The organism is Sulfitobacter sp. CB2047 (assembly GCF_000735125.2).
Classification (GTDB): domain Bacteria; phylum Pseudomonadota; class Alphaproteobacteria; order Rhodobacterales; family Rhodobacteraceae; genus Sulfitobacter; species Sulfitobacter pontiacus.
The window spans coordinates 2,872,206-2,890,617 of sequence record NZ_CP072613.1 but is presented as its reverse complement, the minus strand read 5'-3'; the positions used below and the strand labels follow the sequence as shown (position 1 = coordinate 2,890,617).

Below are 18,412 nucleotides of genomic sequence, written 5' to 3'. Positions count from 1 at the left end.
GCGCGCAGGGTTTTCGCCCGCCCTGACATATCAGCCAAGGCGGGCGTATCATGCGAAGAAGGCGCGGCCTCAGGGCTGCCAGTCGCCTTCAAAACCTTTTGGAATAAGCAGGTTATGCTTGCCCAAACCCGCAACAGAGGTTTCACCGCAAAGCGCCATGGACAGGTCGAGCTCCTTGTGGATGACCTCCAGCGCCGAGGTAACCCCCGCCTGACCCATCGCGCCAAGCCCGTAGATGAAGGCGCGCCCGATATAGGTGCCTTTGGCCCCCATCGCCATCGCCTTGAGCACGTCCTGACCGGACCTGATTCCACTGTCCAGATGGACTTCGATCTGGTCGCCCACGGCCTCCAGGATTGACGGCAGCGCCCGGATAGAGCTGATCGCCCCGTCCAGCTGGCGCCCGCCGTGGTTGCTGACGATGATCGCATCCGCCCCGACTTTCAGCGCCATCCGCGCATCGTCGGCGTCAAGAATACCCTTGAGGATGACCTTGCCGCCCCATTGCTCTTTCAGCTTGGCGATCTTGCCCCAATCGAGGGTGGGGTCGAATTGCTCTGCCGTCCATGCGCCGAGGTTGGCTGTGTCGTCGACGCCGTGCACATGGCCCACGATATTGCCAAAGCTGCGCCGCTTGGCCCCCATCATGCCGATGCCCCAGCTCCATTTGGTTGCCAGATTGGCGAGCGTTTTGGCGGTCAGCTTGGGCGGGGCAGAGAGGCCGTTCTTCAGATCCTTGTGGCGCTGGCCAAGGATTTGCAGATCAAGCGTGATGACAAGGGCTGAGCATTTGGCATCCTTGGCGCGCTGGATCAGCCGCGCGACATAGTCTTCGTCGCGCATGGTATAAAGCTGGAACCAGAAGGGTTTCGTCGTCGCCTCTGCCACATCCTCGATCGAATTGATGGACATGGTCGACAGGGTGAAGGGCACGCCAAAGGCTTCGGCGGCGCGGGCGGCTTTGATCTCTCCGTCGGCGTGCTGCATGCCGGTTAGCCCGACTGGGGCCAGTGCCACAGGCATCGCCACATCCTGCCCGATCATCTGCGTCTTGGTGCTGCGCCCGCTCATATCCACGGCGACGCGCTGACGCAGGCGGATCTGTTCAAAATCGGTCGTGTTCTCGCGAAAGGTCTGCTCTGTCCAGCTGCCCGATTCCGCGTAGTCATAGAACATCCGCGGCACGCGGCGTTCATGCAGGCGCTTGAGGTCGTCGATGGTGGTGATCACGGGCATGGTGGCAAGTTCCTATGTATTGGTCAGATGATCTAACCAATACGGCCCGTTGAAATCAATTGCTTTACGCCACGACATCGGGCCTCGGGCGGGGCGCTCAGGCCCGATGCGCACCATCCGACAGGGTTTTGACAAAGCTCAGCACGTCTTCGACAGGCAGCCCATCCGCGATTTTCGACACGATGGCAGAGCCGACAACAACCCCATCAGCAACGCTTGCAATGGCTTCGGCCTTGGCGGGGGTGTTCACACCGAACCCGACAATGACGGGCAGGCCGCTGGCCTTCTGGATGCGCTCAACCTCGGGGGCGACATCGCCCGCATCCGCTTCGGCAGAGCCGGTGATGCCGGTAATCGACACGTAATACACAAAGCCCGAGGTGTTCTGCACAACCCGCGGTAGACGTTTGTCATCAGTCGTAGGGGTCGCAAGGCGGATAAAGTTCATACCGGCAGCTTGCGCGGGCAGGCACAGTTCGGCGTCTTCTTCCGGTGGCAGGTCCACGACGATCAGCCCGTCCACGCCGGCCTTCTTGGCCGCCTCTAGGAAGTTATTCACGCCTTTGGAATAGATCGGGTTGTAATAGCCCATCAGCACGATCGGGGTCGTGTTATCTTGTTCGCGGAACGCCGCGGCAAGCGCCAGCGTCTTGTCCAGCGTCATCCCGCCTTCAAGCGCGCGCTGTCCCGCCAGCTGAATGGCAGAGCCATCGGCCATCGGATCGGTAAACGGCAGCCCCAGTTCGATAATATCGACGCCCGCGCCAGGCAGGCCGCGCACCACCTCGAGCGACGTGTCAAAGTCGGGATCGCCTGCCATCACATAGGCGACAAAGGCTTTCTTGCCTTGGGATTTGAGGTCAGCGAATTTGGCGTCGATACGTGTCATGAGGGCGGCCTTTTTACGTTACCCTGCTGCAATGCCGAATATATCACGGGAAATCAATCCAACTCCGCCGGTGGGCTTGGGCGATTTTCCGAAAAACAGGTGCCAAGGGCGTTGGATTTATGCAGGTGTGCATAACATAGTCCTTTAAATCCCGCCGCCGGTGCCTACATTTATCGCATGAATTATGTACTCGCCCTGCTGTTGCCGCCGCTTTCCATCCTGCTGACAGGACGGATCTTCACGGCGATTATCGTCTTCCTGATCTGGATTCCGGCCGTGATCTTTTCGGGCGGGTTGACCCATCCGATGTTCATCGTGCTCGCATGGATCCTGATTTACCAGACGCACGAGGACCGACGCCTGCGCTAAGACTTGCGCAAAGGCGGCCAAATCCCTAGGACAACGCCAACTTATAAAGGATGCTTGTCATGGGCTTTAAGATGGGAATCGTGGGTCTGCCGAATGTCGGCAAGTCGACCCTCTTCAACGCGCTGACCAAAACAGCGGCAGCGCAGGCGGCCAATTTTCCGTTCTGCACAATCGAACCGAACGTCGGTGAAGTCGCGGTGCCGGATTCGCGCCTTGATAAACTCGCCGCGATTGCGGGCTCCAAGCAGATCATCCCGACGCGGATGACCTTTGTGGATATCGCAGGCTTGGTCAAAGGCGCGTCCAAAGGGGAAGGCCTCGGCAACCAGTTCCTGGCCAATATCCGCGAGACGGACGCGATCGCCCATGTGCTGCGCTGCTTCGAAGACGGCGATGTGACCCACGTCGAAGGGCGCGTGGACCCCGTGGCCGACGCCGAGACCATCGATACAGAACTGATGCTTGCCGATCTGGAAAGCATCGAAAAACGCCGCGCCGGTCTGGTCCGCAAGATCAAGGGCAACGATAAAGACGCAGCGCAGCAGGACCGCCTGTTGGCCGCCGCGCAAGAAGCCATCGAAAACGGCAAACCCGCGCGCACCGTCGAGGTTGACGCGGATGATGCAAAAGCCTGGCGCATGCTGCAATTGCTGACGACCAAGCCGGTGCTTTATGTCTGCAACGTCGGTGAGTCCGAAGCGGCCGAGGGCAATGCCCTTTCTGCCAAAGTCGCGGAAATGGCCGCGGCGCAGGGCAATAGCCATGTCGTGATCTCTGCCCAGATCGAGGAAGAAATCAGCCAGCTGGAGCCCGAAGAGGCCAGTATGTTTCTGGACGAGATGGGGCTAGAGGAAGCCGGGCTTGATCGGTTGATCCGCGCGGGCTACGAGCTGCTGCACCTTGAGACATACTTCACCGTCGGCCCGAAAGAGGCCCGCGCCTGGACGATCAAGGCTGGCACCTCTGCGCCGAAAGCCGCAGGCGTGATCCACGGTGATTTTGAAAAAGGCTTCATCCGCGCCGAAACCATCGCCTATGACGATTTCGTGGCCTTGGGCGGTGAAGGCCCCGCCAAGGAAGCCGGCAAGATGCGCGCCGAGGGCAAAAGCTACACCGTCAAAGACGGCGACGTGCTGCACTTCCTGTTCAACACCTGATCCAATCCGGCGGGCCGCTTTCCAGGCGGCCCGCCGATCTGGCGCGCGAGCGGCCCCTCCCGCTGCCATCGCGCCACTTCTCTGCCCGCCTCCCCCCTCGGCCCACGGATGCCCCCGGCCCGCGCCGCGCGCATAGCGCCGCAAGCAGTATCCCGCCCCCGATATCCTCCGCTATCCCCGCGATCCCGACATTCCCGGTATTTTCTGAGATTACCGCTTGTGCCCCATGCGTTTTCTTGGATATACGCGTCGACGGAGACGTGGCCGAGTGGTCGAAGGCGCTCCCCTGCTAAGGGAGTAGGCCCGGAAGGGTCTCGAGGGTTCGAATCCCTTCGTCTCCGCCATACACCTCGACATTTTCTACATACTTGATCAGGTGTTGCGCGGCCCGAGATGGGGCGCGACGTTGCGCTTGGCTTTCCCCTCCGACAGTTTCGCCGCCACCCGCCTTTTGCAAACCTTGCGCCCATGCTTTCGCGAGGAAAGGAGGTGGGGTAGAGGGGGTGTAATACTCAGGAGCGGATCATGGAATTAAAGAACAAGCGTATTATCGTCACTGGTGGCAGTGATGGTATCGGGCGGCATATTTGCCTTAAACTCGCGGCAGTAGGGACGCGTCTGGCCATTCTGGGGCGCGATGCTGACCGGCTGGCTGCGGTAGAGGCTGAATGTATCGCCGCTGGAGCCAGCGAAGCGATCGGCATTGCGTGTGATATCCAGAACCCGGATGCGATCAGCAAGGCGGTGGAGCAGGTGACCGCTGCATTTGGCGGGCTGGATATTCTGATCAACAATGCGGGCATCTGGCACAAAACCGGTCCGCTGGATGAGATCCCGCCGCAGCTTTTGCAGGCGACCGTGCAGACCAATCTGACCGGCTTGATGCAGATCACGCAAGCCGCCATTCCGGCGCTGCGCGCGAATGACGAGGGGATCATTCTGAATGTCGTCTCCAAGTCCGGCGTCGTCGCGCAGGCCGGGCAATCTGTCTATACCGCCACCAAATACGGGGTGCGGGGCTTTACCGAGGTGCTGAAAGCGGACGAGGAAAACACTGGCGTGCGCGTGGGCGGAGTTTACCAGTCGGGGACGAACACGGGGATGTTCTCGAAGGCGGGGGAGGATGTGCCCAACCATATCTTTACCGAGCCCGACGATCTGGCGGATGTGGTGGTCTTTGTGCTCTCGCGGCCGCCAAAACTGTGGATCCACGATATCCGCATCGAATTGTGAGCCGCGGGCGCATCTGTCGCGACCGCTGGCAAGACGGGCGCCATCCCAAACATCGCGTCACGTGAAACATGGGGGCGGGGGTAAAGCCCCGCCCGCCCTCAAGGCATCAGGTGGTTTTCTTGTCGTTGACGATGTTCATCGACGCCACGCCGCTTTCGCCGAGGTCGACCGCGGCAAAGGGGCCACCGTGGTGCATTTGGCCGGGGTCTTTCAGATCGACCGGTGGTGCTTCGGCAAGGATCTTCTCGGCGAACTGCTCTGCGTTGTCTTTCGGGCGATAGCCGAGAAAGGACGCTTTGGCGTTGTCCACCGGCGCGCGGTCGTTGTTGGACACGCCGTAGACCACGCTGAAGCCGACCGATGGCGTATCGATGGCGCGGGTGACCAGCTGGATCAGATCGTCATAGGACAGCCACGATCCCAAGGCGCGGGTGTTGTTGACCTGCGCGCAGCTGAGGATGCGCAGGCACACGGCCTCTAGCCCGCGTTTGTCCCAATACATGGACGCAAGGTCTTCGCTAAAGCATTTGGCGAGGCCGTAGAATGTATCGGGCTTGTGGGGCGCGTCGATGCCGATGAAGTCGGATTTCTTGTGCATGCCCACAGCGTGGATGGACGAAGCATAAACGACCCGCTGAAGCCCGTGCTGATAGGCAGCTTCCCATACGTTGTAAGATCCGACGAAATTCGGCCCCAGCAGTTCCTCGAAGGGTTTTTCATCGACGATGGCACCAAAGTGGACAACCATATCGGCACCCTCCAGCAGCGGCGCGATCTGGTCATAGACGGCGACATCGGCCTTGGCGTAGCTTTCGCCTTCATAGAGCTTGCCGATGTCATCGACGATGTCGGTGCTGACCAGTTCTTGGCACATCTTGGACAGGGGTTCACGCAGGTAGGACCCAAGCCGCCCTGCGGCCCCCGTTAGAACCAGTTTCTTCATCATGTCGTTTTCCTTCCACTATCGTTTTGCGAGGCCAAGCAAGGCTGCGCGCCCGCACAAAGGGGTGTTGCCTGGCATGGGTATGTCATCGGGGCAGGGGGATCAAATCACCGCCTTTTCAATCAACGATTGGTTTTCCTCGATCCGGCGGTAGGCGTAGGGGCTTAGGTCCAACGTGCGGTATGCGCCATAGGCGATCCATTCAGCGATGCCACGGCCAAGGGCGGGTGCCTGCTGCAGCCCGTGACCGGAGAACCCGTTCAGGCACAGAAAATTCTCGACCACACTGTGCGGCCCGACAATCGCGTTCTGGTCCAGCGTGTTGTAATCGTAGTGCCCGACCCATTCGTTGATCACCTTGACCTGATCGAACTGCGGGACGCGGGTGGCGATGGCGGGCCACACCTTGTCCTCCCACAGGCTGTGGTCAAAGGCAAAGTCATCATAGGCGACCGCAGGATCTTCGCGCGGGGGGCAGCCCGCCATGTAGTATTTCCCTTCGGTCCTGAAATGCACCCCCGACGGGTCGATTGTCAGCGGCAGGTCGCGGTCCAGCGGTTTGGCGGCATCGAACACAAAGGTATAGCGTTTGCGCGGCTCGACCGGGAGGGTGATGCCGGCCATGCCCGCCGTCGCGGCCGCCCGCGGGCCTGAGGCGTTGACCACCGTCCCGCAGGCCACCGTTGCGCCGGATTTCAGCGTTACATGGGTGACGGATGTGCCATCGGCGGCTTTGGTTATCGCGGTCACTTCGTCGTGCAGGTATTCCACTCCGTTGCGGCGGGCCATGCGTTTGAACCAGTCAAACATGGTGCCGCCGTCGAAATAGCCTTCATCCACACGGTTGTGGTTGGCGGCAATGATGTCATCAAGCTGATAGAACGGGTAAGCGGCAGCGACCTCGGCGGCGGTCATGTGCTGCGTGCCCGCCCCCAGTGCCACCTGTATCTGCTGGTTCTGTTGCAGCGTCTGCGCAAACTCGGGCGTGTCCGCGAGGTAGAGATAGCCAAAGCTTTGCAGCGCCAGATGCGGCACCTCTGGATCATCGCCCATAAACTGACGGAAGTTCTTGATAAACTCGGCCCCGAACTGCGACACCTTCACGTTGATGGCCGAGCTGAACTGCTGGCGGATGCAACTGTTGGTATGGCTTGTGGCGGCGTATTCATAGGTGGGGTCACGTTCGACCACCAGAACCTTGCCGTCAAAACCGGCCATCTGGGTCAGCCACCATGCGACCGACGATCCAAAGATCGCGCCACCGATAATGACAACGTCATAGGTGCTGTGATTGGGCTGCGGCATCGCGATACTCCTTCCACATATGGGCCACATAGGGGCCTGACAGACGGGATGCCGTGCAGCGGTGTACAACAGGGCAGCCCTGCCACGACTAAACGCGCAACACCGGCCCCCGTCCATAGCTTGTGAACGCGGGGGGCCATTTCCGCGCCCGCTTGCCGCCCGATAGATTACCCATTGGCCAACGCGATGCGCCTGGGTTACACAAAGTTGTCCAATGACAACGCTTTGCTGGACAAATGTAGTGAGTGCCGTAGGTTTCGGTGTAACGCTGGAAACCCGTTCAGGTGGAGAAATGGCCCGTGCAAATGGACCGACAAGAAATCGAAAACTTGATTGCCCGTGTCGCGTTGAAAGACCGCGCGGCGTTTGACCAGCTCTATGATCGTGTTTCTGCGAAACTTTTCGGGGTTTGTCTGCGTGTGTTGAACAAACGCGCCGCAGCAGAGGACGCCATGCAAGACAGTTTCGTCAAAATCTGGAACAATGCCGATAAGTATAATGCCAATGGCCTGAGCCCGATGACGTGGCTGATCACCATTGCACGAAATACCTCTATCGACCGTCTGCGGGCCCGCAAAAAAGGCCATCAGGACGTGAACACGCCCGGTTTTGAACTTGTCTCCCCCGGACCCACGCCCGAACAATACGCCGTTGCCTCGTCAGAGGCGTCGCGCCTGTCGGGCTGTCTTGATACGCTGGAAGAAGACCGTGGCAAAGCCATTCGGGGTGCCTATCTGGATGGCGAGACCTATTCCGATCTGGCTGAACGCTTCGGCGTGCCGCTGAATACGATGCGAACCTGGCTGCGCCGTGGCCTGATCGCCCTGCGGGAGTGTATGAGCCAATGACCCAAACGCCCGAAACACCCCATGATGATGATCTTCTGGCCGCCGAAATGGTGCTAGGCCTGTCGTCTGACGACGATATGATCGCCGCGCGTCGCCGTGTCGCGACTGAACGTGATTTTGCTAATCGCGTTGTGTTCTGGCAGGAACGCCTGACCGCCATGACCGACGGGATCGACCCCGTCTCGCCGCCCGCGCGCGTGAAGAAAAAGCTGATGGCGCAGGTCTTCCCCAAGCAGCGGGTTTCGATCCTGCAACGTTTGTGGCTCTGGCAGGGGATGGCGATGGCATCGCTGCTGTTTGCGGGCTACCTTGGCGTGCAACTGCTTGAGATCAACACACGTCCGGGCGGCGATCAACCGACCGTTCTGGCCGCACAGCTGGTCAGCGACACCAGCCCGTTGCAAGTGTTGGCCGTGGTCGAACCGATCAAGCACGAGATCGCGCTGCGCCGCGTTTCGGGCGCCGCGAACGAGGGGCGTGTGCTAGAACTTTGGGCGATCCTGCCCGATCAGGCTCCGGTTTCCTTGGGCGTTCTGCCCGACAGCGAGACGACGCGGATTCTTGTTCCGGCAGAGCTGCGCAGCCAGGCGGCACAGATCACGCTGGCGATTTCGGATGAACCCGTCGGCGGCTCGCCCACGGGGGCACCTACGGGCGATGTCCTGGCCGCAGGGGCTATGTCTGAACTGTAATCCGGGTTTTATCGGGGTCGCTGACTATTCAAACAAAGACTTCGTCCGCTTTCATGTGGGCGAAGTCGTTGTTTCTTAACGGTATTTGAGAAAGTTTAATAAAAACTTTGGTTTTTTGCGTTTTCGGTGAAACTTCTCGTTTTCTACTTCCGTGTATTTCCACAACTCAGGCCGACACTGGTTGCAAGCCCATGTCGCTGAGGGACCGTGCCGTGTTTTTGGCGCGGTTTGGTAACGAGTTTGTTGGCGTGGAACCATGCATTCCGCCAACGGGTTTATCCAGTATCGGCACCTCGCGTGCCTTGTAACGAGTACCGCCGGATGTCAGCGCCACGCGCGACGTCCGGCGGCCCTTTCAACAGACATCCAATTTATCCGAAGTACCGCAACCTTAAGGGGGCATTATGAAACGCCGGAATTTCCTGAAATGCACAACGATGACGATGGCGGCCTTGCCGTTTGGCGTAGGCGCGGCGGCGCAGGCCGGGACCGTGGCACAGGGCGACTTTGAAGTCAGCCGCACCCCTGCCGAATGGCGCGCGCAACTGGGCGATGACGCATATGCCGTCCTGCGCGAAGGGGATACCGAACGCGCATTTACCAGCCCGCTAAACGATGAGGTCCGCAAAGGCGTGTTCCATTGCAAGGGTTGTGATCAGGCGCTTTATAGCTCCGAGACCAAGTTCAAAAGTGGCACCGGCTGGCCAAGCTTCTTCGCCCCGCTGGACGATGCTGTCGAAACGATGCCGGACAAGGGGTTCTTTACCACGCGGACCGAGGTGCATTGCGACCGCTGCGGCGGCCATCTGGGCCATGTGTTCGATGATGGTCCTGCACCCACGGGCAAACGCCACTGTATTAACGGGTTGGCGATGACCTTTACGCCCGCCGCCGCCTGATGCAGCGGGTTGAGAGGATTGCGATTTATACGGGCCGCCTGCTTTTGGCGGCCCTTTTCGTCGCGGGATTTGTACAAAAGCTGGTCGATCCTGCAGCGGCGCAGGGTTTGCTGTCGGATCGCGGATTGCCCGTGTTCCTCGTCTGGCCCGCGATGCTGTTCAACGGGGTGGCGGCGATCAGCTTGATCTTCGGTCTCTGGCTCGCCCCCATGAGCGCAGCACTCGCGCTTTATTGTATGGCAACGAGCATCTTCCACTTCATCCCTGATGACCCGTGGCAGATGTCGATCTTTGTCAAGAACTGGGCGATTGCGGGCGGATTACTGGTACTCGCAGGGCACGCCGCTCGACATCGCGGGGCCTCAGGTGCCGCGGGGTTTGGCCCGTAGCGTCGGATCGGCCTGCGTCGGGTCTTCGGGCCACGGGTGGCGTGGATAGCGGGCGCGCATGTCCTTGCGCACATCGGCATAGGACCCAGCCCAGAACCCCGGCAGATCGGTGGTCACCTGCACGGGTCGCTGCGCGGGGGACAGCAGCGTGATCTGCAAGGGCTGCCCTGCGATCATGGGGTGACGGGTGGTGCCAAAGACCTCTTGCAGACGCAGGGCGATCTGGGGCTGCGTTTCGCTATAATCAATTGCGATCTTGCGCCCCAGCGGCGTGGTGAAATGCGCAGGCGCGGCACGATCAAGCGCTTGCTGGTCGTCCCAGCTCAGCCGCGCGGTCAGGGCAGGCAGCAGGTCAAACGCCTTCCAGTCGGCGGTGCTGCGGACACCTGTCAGATGACCGGGCAACCAATCCTCCAAGGTCTCAAGCAGGTGATCCTCGTTGAAATCGGGGAAATCATCGCCCATCAGCCGCGCCCGCGCCAGAAACAGCGCCGCCGCTTTGCCGGGCATCAGACCCAGCTGCCGCACCCCGTCGAGCATGGCCTGCGCGATGTCTTCCGCAGGGGCGTCGGACCACGCCCTGTCGTCCAGCACCAATGCGCCAAAACGTTCCTGCTGCCGCGCCAGCACGCGGCCCTCGCGGCGGGACCAGACGCAGAGTTTATGCCATCCGATTTGATCCGCGAAGCTTTCACGCAGATCGCTGTCGGACAGGCGCGCGGCTTGGCGAATGCGTGCTTCTCGCGGGTCGCCGTCAAGATCGGTCGCCACCAGCAAACGTTCCCCCGCCAGCGGATCACTCTCGGGCAGGATCGCGCCTTTGCCGCCCGACATAACGTATCGCGGGGCGTCGCCCTTGCGCCGCAGTGCCACCCTGTCGGGGTAGGCAAGTGCCGCCAGCACCCCCAGCGTATCGGGGCCGTCACCGGTTTGCCCTCTGGCCAGCCGTTTGGCGTCTTGCTTGATGCGTGAAAGGGCAGCGTGGTTGACCTCGGCCGGGACGCGCTTGCCCGCGACCGCATCAAGCCGCAGCGCCAGATCGACAGAGCCGCCGCGCAAGGGGTCACGCTCCGACAGGATCGCGGCCAGCGTCGGGGCGCTGCGCCCGCCTTTGGCGACCATATGCGCCAGACGGGGATGCAGCGGCATCTTCGCCAAGCTGCGGCCATGCTCTGTGATCCGACCCGTCGCATCCAGCGCCCCCAGCATGTGCAGCACGGCCTGTGCTTCGGCCAGACGGCCTGCATGGGGCGGGGTCACGAACTTAAGGTCATCGGCCTGCGCCCCCCAGACTGCCAGCTCTAACGCGAAGGCGCATAGATCGCCGGCCTCGATCTCGGCGGGGGGGTAGGCGGCCAGCGCGCCTTCCTCGCCGCGGGTCCAGAGTTTGAACGCAGTGCCTTCCGACACACGCCCGGCACGGCCCGCGCGCTGCGTCGCTTCGGCGCGGGTTACGCGGTCGGTGATCAGCCGCGACATACCCGAGGACGGATCGAACTGCGCCCGTCGCGCGCGGCCCCCGTCCACCACGATCTGCACCCCTTCGATGGTCAGCGAGGTTTCCGCGATAGAAGTCGCGAGCACGACCTTGCGGCCTGTTTTGGCCGGGGCAATCGCAGCGCGCTGCGCTTTGAAGTCCATCGCGCCGAACAGCGGGGCGAGCGTGCAATCGGCGGGCAGCCGTCCGGTCAGCGCGCTTTCAACCCGTCGGATTTCACCTTCGCCGGGCAGGAACACCAGCGCCGATCCCGGGGCGGTATCCAGCGCGTGCAACACCAGATCGGCGACTGCCTGCTCGAACCGTTGCTTGCCTACGGGCCGGTCCAGCCAATGGGGCGTCACCGGAAAGCTGCGCCCTTCGGAGGTGACCACCGGTGCCTGCATCAGTGCGGCGACGGGGGCGGCGTCCAGCGTGGCGGACATGGCGACGATCAACAGGTCATCGCGCAGCGCTTCGGCCACCTCTAGGCAAAGCGCGAGGCCCAGATCCGCGTTCAGGGATCTTTCGTGGAATTCGTCAAAGATCACCGCGCCGACACCGGGCAGGTCGGGGTCGTCTTGCAGCATGCGGGTCAGAATGCCCTCGGTCACGACCTCGATACGGGTGGATTTGCTGACGGCGCTGGCACCGCGGACGCGAAAGCCCACGGTTTGCCCCGGTTCTTCGCCCAAGGTCGCAGCCATCCGTTCGGCGGCTGCACGCGCGGCAAGGCGGCGCGGTTCCAGCATCAGGATGCGGCCGGTGGTCAGCCCCGCGTCCAGCATCGCCAGCGGCACGCGCGTGGTCTTGCCCGCACCGGGGGGCGCTTGCAGCACAACGCGGCCCTGGCCGCGCAGCGCGTCGATCACCTGCGGCATCACGTCATCAATGGGAAGGGTAAAAGCCATACGCGTGGTTATGGGCGAAACCCGGCGCGGGGCCAAGACCCGGCCTGTGGTCTGGACATTTGCGCCGCCGGGATCGAAACATGGGCCAAAGGCGTGAGGGGCAGGACCTATGAACATCGACGATCTGGCGAAGGGTATCGCAGCAGGGGAGCGCCGCGCGCTGGCGCGGGGGATCACCTTGATCGAATCCGGTCGCGAGGATCACCGTGCGCAGGCGACAGAGCTGCTTGCCGCGCTGCCCAAGGGGCGCGAAGCGCTGCGGATCGGGTTGTCGGGGACGCCGGGTGTGGGGAAATCCACCTTTATCGAAAGCTTCGGCATGATGCTGATCGGGCGCGGGCTCAAGGTCGCGGTGCTGGCGATTGATCCGTCCTCTTCGCGTTCGGGCGGGTCGATCTTGGGGGATAAGACGCGGATGGACCTCTTGTCGCGCGAACGCGATGCTTTCATCCGCCCGTCGCCCAGCCAGACCCATCTGGGCGGCGTGGCCCGCCGCACCCGCGAGGCGGTGACCCTGTGCGAGGCCGCAGGTTTTGACGTGGTGCTGATCGAAACGGTCGGCGTCGGCCAGTCAGAGACGGTGGTGGCAGAGATGTCCGATGTTTTCATGCTGTTGCTGGCCCCTGCGGGCGGGGACGAGCTGCAAGGCGTCAAGCGCGGCATCATGGAGATGGCGGATATCATCGTGATCAACAAAGCCGATGGGGATCTGAAACCCGCCGCGTCGCGGACCTGTGCCGATTACGCCGGTGCCCTGCGGTTGCTGCGCAAACGGCCACAAGACCCCAAGGGGTTTCCCAAGGCGATGATGGTCTCAGCGCTGGAGGAAAACGGGCTGGACGAGGCATGGGCCGAGGTAGAGGCGCTGACCGAATGGCGCCGCGCCGAAGGGTTCTGGCAACATGCCCGTGCCGCACAAGCCCGCTACTGGTTTGAACAGGCGGTGAAGCAGGCGTTGCTTGCGCAGTTGGAAAAGCCCAAGGCCAAGGCCGCGTTGACCGAGCTTAGCGATCGTGTGGCACAGGGGCTGGCGGACCCCACCAAAGCCGCGCAGGATTTCGTCACCCAGCTGGACCGTTAACTGCCGCCGCCCGCCTTGGGGTGGGCGCGGTTATAGACATCCATCAGACGCGCGGTATCGACAGCCGTATAGGCCTGCGTGGTCGAGAGCGACGCATGGCCCAAAAGCTCTTGGATCGCACGCAGATCGCCCCCCGCATCCAGCAGATGCGTGGCAAAGCTGTGGCGCAGTGCGTGGGGTGTGGCGCTGGCAGGCAGGCCAAGCTGCATCCGTGCATCCGCCATGACCTGCGATATCGCCCGTGCCGCCAAAGGCCCGCCGCGCACTGCGCGAAACAGCGGCGCATCCCGTTCCTTCCCAAAGGGGCAGACGCGCAGATAGGCATCCACGGCATCGCGCGCCGCAGGGAGCACGGGCACCACCCGTTCCTTACCGCCCTTACCGATGATACGCAGCACCTCGGGCAGGGGCGCGTCGGCCCCCTTGAGGCCAAGCGCTTCGGATATCCGCAGCCCGCACCCCCACAGCAGGGTCAGGACCGCCACATCCCGCGCGGCCACCCAGGCGTGACGCGACTGCATTTCCACGCTGTCGATCATCGCCTGAGCGGCATCAATCGCCAAGGGGCGGGGCAGCTTTTTGGGAAACTTCGGCGATCTGGTCGACAGCACGGCGGTAGGCTCGAACCCCTCGCGCTCTGCCAGCCAGCGATAGAAGGCTTTGACCGCCGACAGCTTGCGCGCCATCGACCGTGGCCCGACATCCCCGCTGCGGGTCTGTGCCATCCAGGCGCGCATGTCCGAGATGGTGATCTTTGACAGCGCGCCCAAGCCTTGGCTGTCGCCCTTATGCAGAGTCATAAACGCAAGGAAATCGACCAGATCCCCCTGATAGGCGGTGATCGTGTTCTCGGCAGCCCCCTTTAGGGCGCGTTGATGGTCCAGCCAGCTTTGCAGGGCGTCCCGCGCGGCGGGGCTGATCAAAAGCGCGTTTGCCCCGCTCAAGACAGCCAGCGGCGCATCGTCCGCTCGAACACGCCAGCGAAGAAGCCCAGCAGATCGGTGCCCTGTTGCGGGCTGAACATATGCGGGTCTTCGGAGCCAAGGATCAGCAAGCCCGGCAACCGGCCCGCGCCAAAGTTCAGTTTCAGGCAGGCTTCCGACCGGATCCAATCCGCCGCGCCGCCGTAGATATGTTCGGGGCTGTGCTGCACACCGCGCAGGGTCACCTGACGCACCGTGCCGCCGCGCCCGTTCGATAGGTAGTCGTCAATAAAACCCGGTTCGGCGACGTTCAGCACATCGCCCAAGCGTTTGATCGCGGGATCATCGTCATTCTCGGCAGATTCCAGCACCAGCCGCACAGCGTCGACCCGCAGGATATCGGCAACCTCGCCCCCGAGATCCTTGAGGAAGGGTTCGAAGTCTACAGGGTCAAGCATGCGCAGGATCGCGCGGTGGATCTGGTTGGTCCCCGCAAGGTTTTCATAAGCCGCGGCGATCACGTTGCGGTGCGTGTCCTCAAGCCGGTCCAGACGGGTTTCCAGCCGGTCCATGGCGATGCCGCGCAGATCGACAATATTGCCCCCCATCGCGCGTTCATTCGCGGCGATCAGGGCCTGCATCACGTCGTTGTCGTCAAGGATGACGTCGGGCTGTGAAATAATCGCTTCCCGAAGGGAATCTTCGATCTTGTGGTTACTGCTCATGCGGGTCTCTTTTTATATTTGGCACTGACATAGCATGCGCGTCAGGCTAAATCTGCTTTTTTCTTTTGGCGTATGGCTGGTTTTTCGGCGTCAAACCGCCCGCTCGCCGCGCATGGACGGGGCAGAGGCAGGGCGAAGCTGCTGCGGTTTTCTGCGAGGACATGGGCCAACTACGGGCACATGCAGATCGTGGTGGGCACGCGCAGCCTGCGACGCGCGTGCCCCTTTGTCGTCGTCTTGAAGCGGGATCAGAGGATGTTCTGACCTGTCTTTGCCCAATCGGCCATGAAGGTCTCGAGCCCCTTGTCGGTCAGCGGGTGCGACGCCAGTTTCTTGATCACTTCTGGCGGGGCGGTCATGACATCGGCACCGATACGCGCAGCGTCCAGCACGTGGTTCACGGTACGGATCGACGCGGCAAGGATTTCAGTCTCGAACCCGTAGTTGTCATAGATCGTGCGGATGTCCTGGATCAGGTCCATACCGTCAAGGTTGATGTCATCCAGACGCCCGATGAATGGCGAGATGAACGTGGCACCGGCCTTGGCGGCGATCAATGCCTGGTTCGCCGAGAAGCAGAGCGTGACGTTGACCATCTTGCCCTCGTCCGACAGCACTTTACAGGCTTTCAGACCGTCCCATGTCAGGGGCAGCTTCACGGTGATGTTTTCCGCGATCTCGGCCAGTTTGCGGCCTTCGGCGATCATGTCGTCCGCTTTGGTCGCGACAACTTCGGCAGAGACGGGGCCGTCGACCAGATCACAGATCTCTTTCGTGACTTCCAGAATGTTGCGGCCGGATTTCAGGATCAGCGACGGGTTTGTTGTCACCCCGTCTACCATGCCCAGATCGTTCAGCTCGGCGATGGCATCGATTTCGGCGGTATCTACGAAGAATTTCATGTTACGTCCTTCAGGTTGGAATAGGCAGCAGGAATGGCTATGTCTGTCGCCTAGGGCTTTAGCGCATCATCCGCCAAGCTGGAACCCTAATTCCCGTAACCCCGTTCCGGAGCGATTGGTGAAACCGCCAGAATTTTTTCATGCAAATGAGCTGGTGGCCGTGATGACCACCCAGCCGCTGGGCCGTGCGCTGGATTACAAAGCGCCCGAAGGCGGCTGCCATATGGGGGCCTTCGTCGAGGTGCCTTTGGGTCCGCGCAAGGTGATCGGTGTTGTCTGGGGCGCTGGGCAGGGGGATTACGAGCTGTCCAAGATACGGTCGGTGATCCGCGTGCTCGATGCGGCCCCCATGCGCGAAGAACTGCGCAGTTTTCTGACCCGTGCCGCCGCCTATACGCTGACGCCGATGCCCGCGATGTTGCGGCTGGCGACGCGTGCGCCGGGGTTGGGCGACCCGCCGTCGATGCGCAAGATTTACCGACGCGGCGAGGGGGAGCCTGACCGGATGACCGACGCGCGCCGTCGCGTGTTGGAAACTCTGGCGGAGTATGGCGACCTTTCGTTCACGCTCAAGGAACTGGCCGAGATGTCGGGGGTGACGGCGTCGGTGATCAAGGGGTTGGTGACCCAGGGCGCAGTGCTGGAACAGGACAGCCCGCGCGATTTGCCGTTCATGCGCATGGACCCGAGCTTGCCCAGCAAAGAGCTGACGGATGATCAGGCCTCGGCCTCGGCGCTGCTGGCGGCGGGGGTGGCCTCGGGCACATATGGCACCACCTTGCTGCGGGGTGTGACCGGATCGGGCAAGACCGAAGTCTATCTGGAGGCTGTGGCCGCTGCTTTGAAATCCGGCAGGCAGGCTTTGGTGCTGCTGCCGGAAATCGCGCTGACCGAACAGTTCTTGCACCGTGTGCAGGCGCGATTTGGCGCGAAGCCTGCGGAATGGCATTCGGGTGCCACGATGACAGAGCGGCGTCGCATCTGGAAAATGGTCGGGCAGGGACAGGCTCAGGTGGTGATCGGTGCGCGGTCGGCGCTGTTTCTGCCGTTCCAGAACCTTGGTCTGATCGTCGTCGACGAGGAACATGACACCTCGTACAAGCAGGAAGAAGGCGTGCTGTATAACGCCCGTGACATGGCGGTGCTGCGGGCGTCCATCTGCGGGGCGCAGGTGGTTCTGGCCTCTGCCACACCGTCGTTGGAAAGCTGGGCCAACGCCGAGGCGGGCAAATATACGCGGGTCGAGCTGACATCGCGCTTTGGGCCGGCAGTGATGCCGACGATGGGCGCGATCGACATGCGCAGCGAAGGCCTGCCGAGCGATAAATGGGTGTCGCCCACGTTGAAGGTCGAGGTCGACAAGCGGCTGGAACGGGGCGAGCAGGCGATGCTGTTCATCAACCGCCGCGGCTATGCGCCGGTGACCCTGTGCCGCGCCTGCGGGCATCAGATCGGCTGCGATCATTGCGATGCGCGGATGGTCGAACACCGCTACCTCAAACGGCTGGTCTGCCACCAATGCGGCGAAAGCAAGCCCATGCCCGAGGTCTGCCCCTCGTGCGAGGTCGAAGGCAAGCTGGCTGCCGTGGGGCCGGGGGTGGAACGTCTGGGCGAAGAAGCCGCCGCCCTTTGGCCCGAGGCGCGGGTCGCGACGCTAAGCTCGGACATGTACGGTTCGGCCCGCGCGCTCAAGGCCGAGATCGCGGGGATCGCTGATGGGGCGGCGGATATCATCATCGGCACGCAGCTGGTTGCGAAGGGGCACAATTTTCCCAACCTCACACTGGTGGGGGTCATTGACGCGGACTTGGGGCTGATGGGATCGGACCTGCGCGCGGCAGAACGAACCTATCAGTTGATGCGGCAGGTGGCGGGGCGCGCCGGACGGGCCGAGGCTCCGGGCACCGCGCTGTTGCAGACCTTTCAGCCGGATCACCCGGTGATCCGCGCCATTCTGGCAGGGGATGAGGAAGGGTTCTGGAAAGCCGAAGCCGGAGAGCGCCGCCACGCCGGCGTGCCGCCCTATGGCCGGATGGCGGGCATCATCCTGAGCGGCCCCGATGTGGCCGCGCTGTTTGATGCGGGCAACCAGCTGGCGCGACAGGATGCGCCGCTGCGGGCCGTGGGCGCGCAGGTCTATGGGCCCGCGCCCGCGCCAATCGCACGGGTGCGCGGGCGGCATCGCGTGCGGCTGCTGGTCAAGGCCGAAAAGGCCGCCCCCTTGCAAGAGGCATTGGCGAAATGGGTCGCACAGCTGCGGTTGAAGAATGATGTGCGCATCGCCGTCGATATCGACCCGCAGAGTTTTTATTAGCGGTGAGACGCGCTTGCCCCTGCGGGGCAAGGGCCTTCGGCGAGGATTTCGGGCCATTTGGAAGCTGCGGTTGCGCGGAGCATGCGCGTGAGGCGGGTGATTTGATCTCGTCAAGGGGC

At 62.2% G+C, this 18,412-nt stretch carries 17 protein-coding genes and 1 tRNA gene; 10 read left to right on the top strand and 8 right to left on the bottom strand.

Annotated elements, in window-relative coordinates; genetic code table 11:
* Positions 1 to 69 precede the first annotated feature (69 nt).
* The gene (locus tag IV89_RS14205) at positions 70 to 1,236 is read right to left on the bottom strand and encodes an alpha-hydroxy acid oxidase (RefSeq protein WP_009826077.1); all 1,167 of its coding nucleotides are present in this window, start codon (positions 1,234 to 1,236) and stop codon (positions 70 to 72) included.
* 97 nt (positions 1,237 to 1,333) lie between these two features.
* The gene (gene trpA, locus IV89_RS14200; RefSeq protein ID WP_037943294.1) at positions 1,334 to 2,125 is read right to left on the bottom strand and encodes a tryptophan synthase subunit alpha; all 792 of its coding nucleotides are present in this window, start codon (positions 2,123 to 2,125) and stop codon (positions 1,334 to 1,336) included.
* Positions 2,126 to 2,302: 177 nt separating this feature from the next.
* Between trpA and IV89_RS14195 the strand changes: the two genes are divergently transcribed.
* The 4 genes from IV89_RS14195 to IV89_RS14180 all read left to right on the top strand — a co-directional run bounded on the left by IV89_RS14195 (position 2,303) and on the right by IV89_RS14180 (position 4,884).
* Positions 2,303 to 2,494 carry a hypothetical protein gene (locus IV89_RS14195; RefSeq protein ID WP_005851599.1) on the top strand — a complete coding sequence of 64 codons (192 nt, stop codon included), beginning with the start codon at positions 2,303 to 2,305 and terminating at the stop codon, positions 2,492 to 2,494.
* Between the two features lie 59 nt (positions 2,495 to 2,553).
* The gene (ychF, locus tag IV89_RS14190; RefSeq protein WP_005851601.1) at positions 2,554 to 3,651 is read left to right on the top strand and encodes a redox-regulated ATPase YchF; all 1,098 of its coding nucleotides are present in this window, start codon (positions 2,554 to 2,556) and stop codon (positions 3,649 to 3,651) included.
* Positions 3,652 to 3,905: 254 nt separating this feature from the next.
* Positions 3,906 to 3,995: transfer RNA gene (locus tag IV89_RS14185), tRNA-Ser, on the top strand.
* Positions 3,996 to 4,176: 181 nt separating this feature from the next.
* The gene (locus tag IV89_RS14180) at positions 4,177 to 4,884 is read left to right on the top strand and encodes an SDR family oxidoreductase (RefSeq protein WP_037943296.1); all 708 of its coding nucleotides are present in this window, start codon (positions 4,177 to 4,179) and stop codon (positions 4,882 to 4,884) included.
* A gap of 106 nt (positions 4,885 to 4,990) precedes the next feature.
* Here IV89_RS14180 and IV89_RS14175 read toward each other — a convergent pair whose 3' ends face one another.
* Together IV89_RS14175 and IV89_RS14170 are read right to left on the bottom strand one after the other, a co-directional pair.
* Complete coding sequence (locus IV89_RS14175; RefSeq protein WP_064216193.1) at positions 4,991 to 5,827, bottom strand: NAD(P)-dependent oxidoreductase; 837 nt, start codon at positions 5,825 to 5,827, stop codon at positions 4,991 to 4,993.
* Between the two features lie 102 nt (positions 5,828 to 5,929).
* Entirely contained in the window at positions 5,930 to 7,132 is a 1,203-nt protein-coding gene (locus IV89_RS14170; protein ID WP_037943297.1) for an FAD-binding oxidoreductase, read from the bottom strand.
* Positions 7,133 to 7,437: 305 nt separating this feature from the next.
* Between IV89_RS14170 and IV89_RS14165 the strand changes: the two genes are divergently transcribed.
* The 4 genes from IV89_RS14165 (at position 7,438) to IV89_RS14150 (ending at position 9,960) form a co-directional block, all read left to right on the top strand.
* Entirely contained in the window at positions 7,438 to 7,980 is a 543-nt protein-coding gene (locus IV89_RS14165) for a sigma-70 family RNA polymerase sigma factor (RefSeq protein WP_005851609.1), read from the top strand.
* Complete coding sequence (locus IV89_RS14160; RefSeq protein WP_037943299.1) at positions 7,977 to 8,672, top strand: anti-sigma factor; 696 nt, start codon at positions 7,977 to 7,979, stop codon at positions 8,670 to 8,672. The genes IV89_RS14165 and IV89_RS14160 overlap by 4 nt, the downstream gene beginning before the upstream one ends.
* Before the next feature lie 404 nt (positions 8,673 to 9,076).
* Entirely contained in the window at positions 9,077 to 9,571 is a 495-nt protein-coding gene (msrB, locus tag IV89_RS14155; protein WP_005851613.1) for a peptide-methionine (R)-S-oxide reductase MsrB, read from the top strand.
* Positions 9,571 to 9,960, top strand: a complete 390-nt coding sequence (locus IV89_RS14150; protein ID WP_037943301.1) for a DoxX family protein — start codon at positions 9,571 to 9,573, stop codon at positions 9,958 to 9,960. The genes msrB and IV89_RS14150 overlap by 1 nt, the downstream gene beginning before the upstream one ends.
* Here the strand turns inward: IV89_RS14150 and hrpB are convergent.
* Entirely contained in the window at positions 9,934 to 12,348 is a 2,415-nt protein-coding gene (gene hrpB, locus IV89_RS14145; RefSeq protein WP_037943302.1) for an ATP-dependent helicase HrpB, read from the bottom strand. The genes IV89_RS14150 and hrpB overlap by 27 nt on opposite strands.
* Before the next feature lie 109 nt (positions 12,349 to 12,457).
* On the opposite strand from hrpB, the gene meaB reads away from it, so the two are divergent.
* Entirely contained in the window at positions 12,458 to 13,429 is a 972-nt protein-coding gene (meaB, locus tag IV89_RS14140) for a methylmalonyl Co-A mutase-associated GTPase MeaB (RefSeq protein ID WP_005851619.1), read from the top strand.
* Here the strand turns inward: meaB and IV89_RS14135 are convergent.
* The 3 genes from IV89_RS14135 to fsa all read right to left on the bottom strand — a co-directional run bounded on the left by IV89_RS14135 (position 13,426) and on the right by fsa (position 15,979).
* Positions 13,426 to 14,373, bottom strand: coding sequence for a tyrosine recombinase XerC (locus IV89_RS14135; protein ID WP_081858771.1), 948 nt, complete (start codon positions 14,371 to 14,373; stop codon positions 13,426 to 13,428). The two genes, meaB and IV89_RS14135, sit on opposite strands and share 4 nt — an antisense overlap.
* Complete coding sequence (locus tag IV89_RS14130; protein ID WP_037943304.1) at positions 14,370 to 15,077, bottom strand: DUF484 family protein; 708 nt, start codon at positions 15,075 to 15,077, stop codon at positions 14,370 to 14,372. The genes IV89_RS14135 and IV89_RS14130 overlap by 4 nt, the downstream gene beginning before the upstream one ends.
* A 248-nt stretch (positions 15,078 to 15,325) precedes the next feature.
* Entirely contained in the window at positions 15,326 to 15,979 is a 654-nt protein-coding gene (gene fsa, locus IV89_RS14125; RefSeq protein ID WP_037943306.1) for a fructose-6-phosphate aldolase, read from the bottom strand.
* Positions 15,980 to 16,097: 118 nt separating this feature from the next.
* Here fsa and IV89_RS14120 point away from each other — a divergent pair, with 118 nt between their 5' ends.
* Positions 16,098 to 18,293, top strand: coding sequence for a primosomal protein N' (locus IV89_RS14120; protein ID WP_107277667.1), 2,196 nt, complete (start codon positions 16,098 to 16,100; stop codon positions 18,291 to 18,293).
* The last annotated feature ends 119 nt before the right edge of the window (positions 18,294 to 18,412 follow it).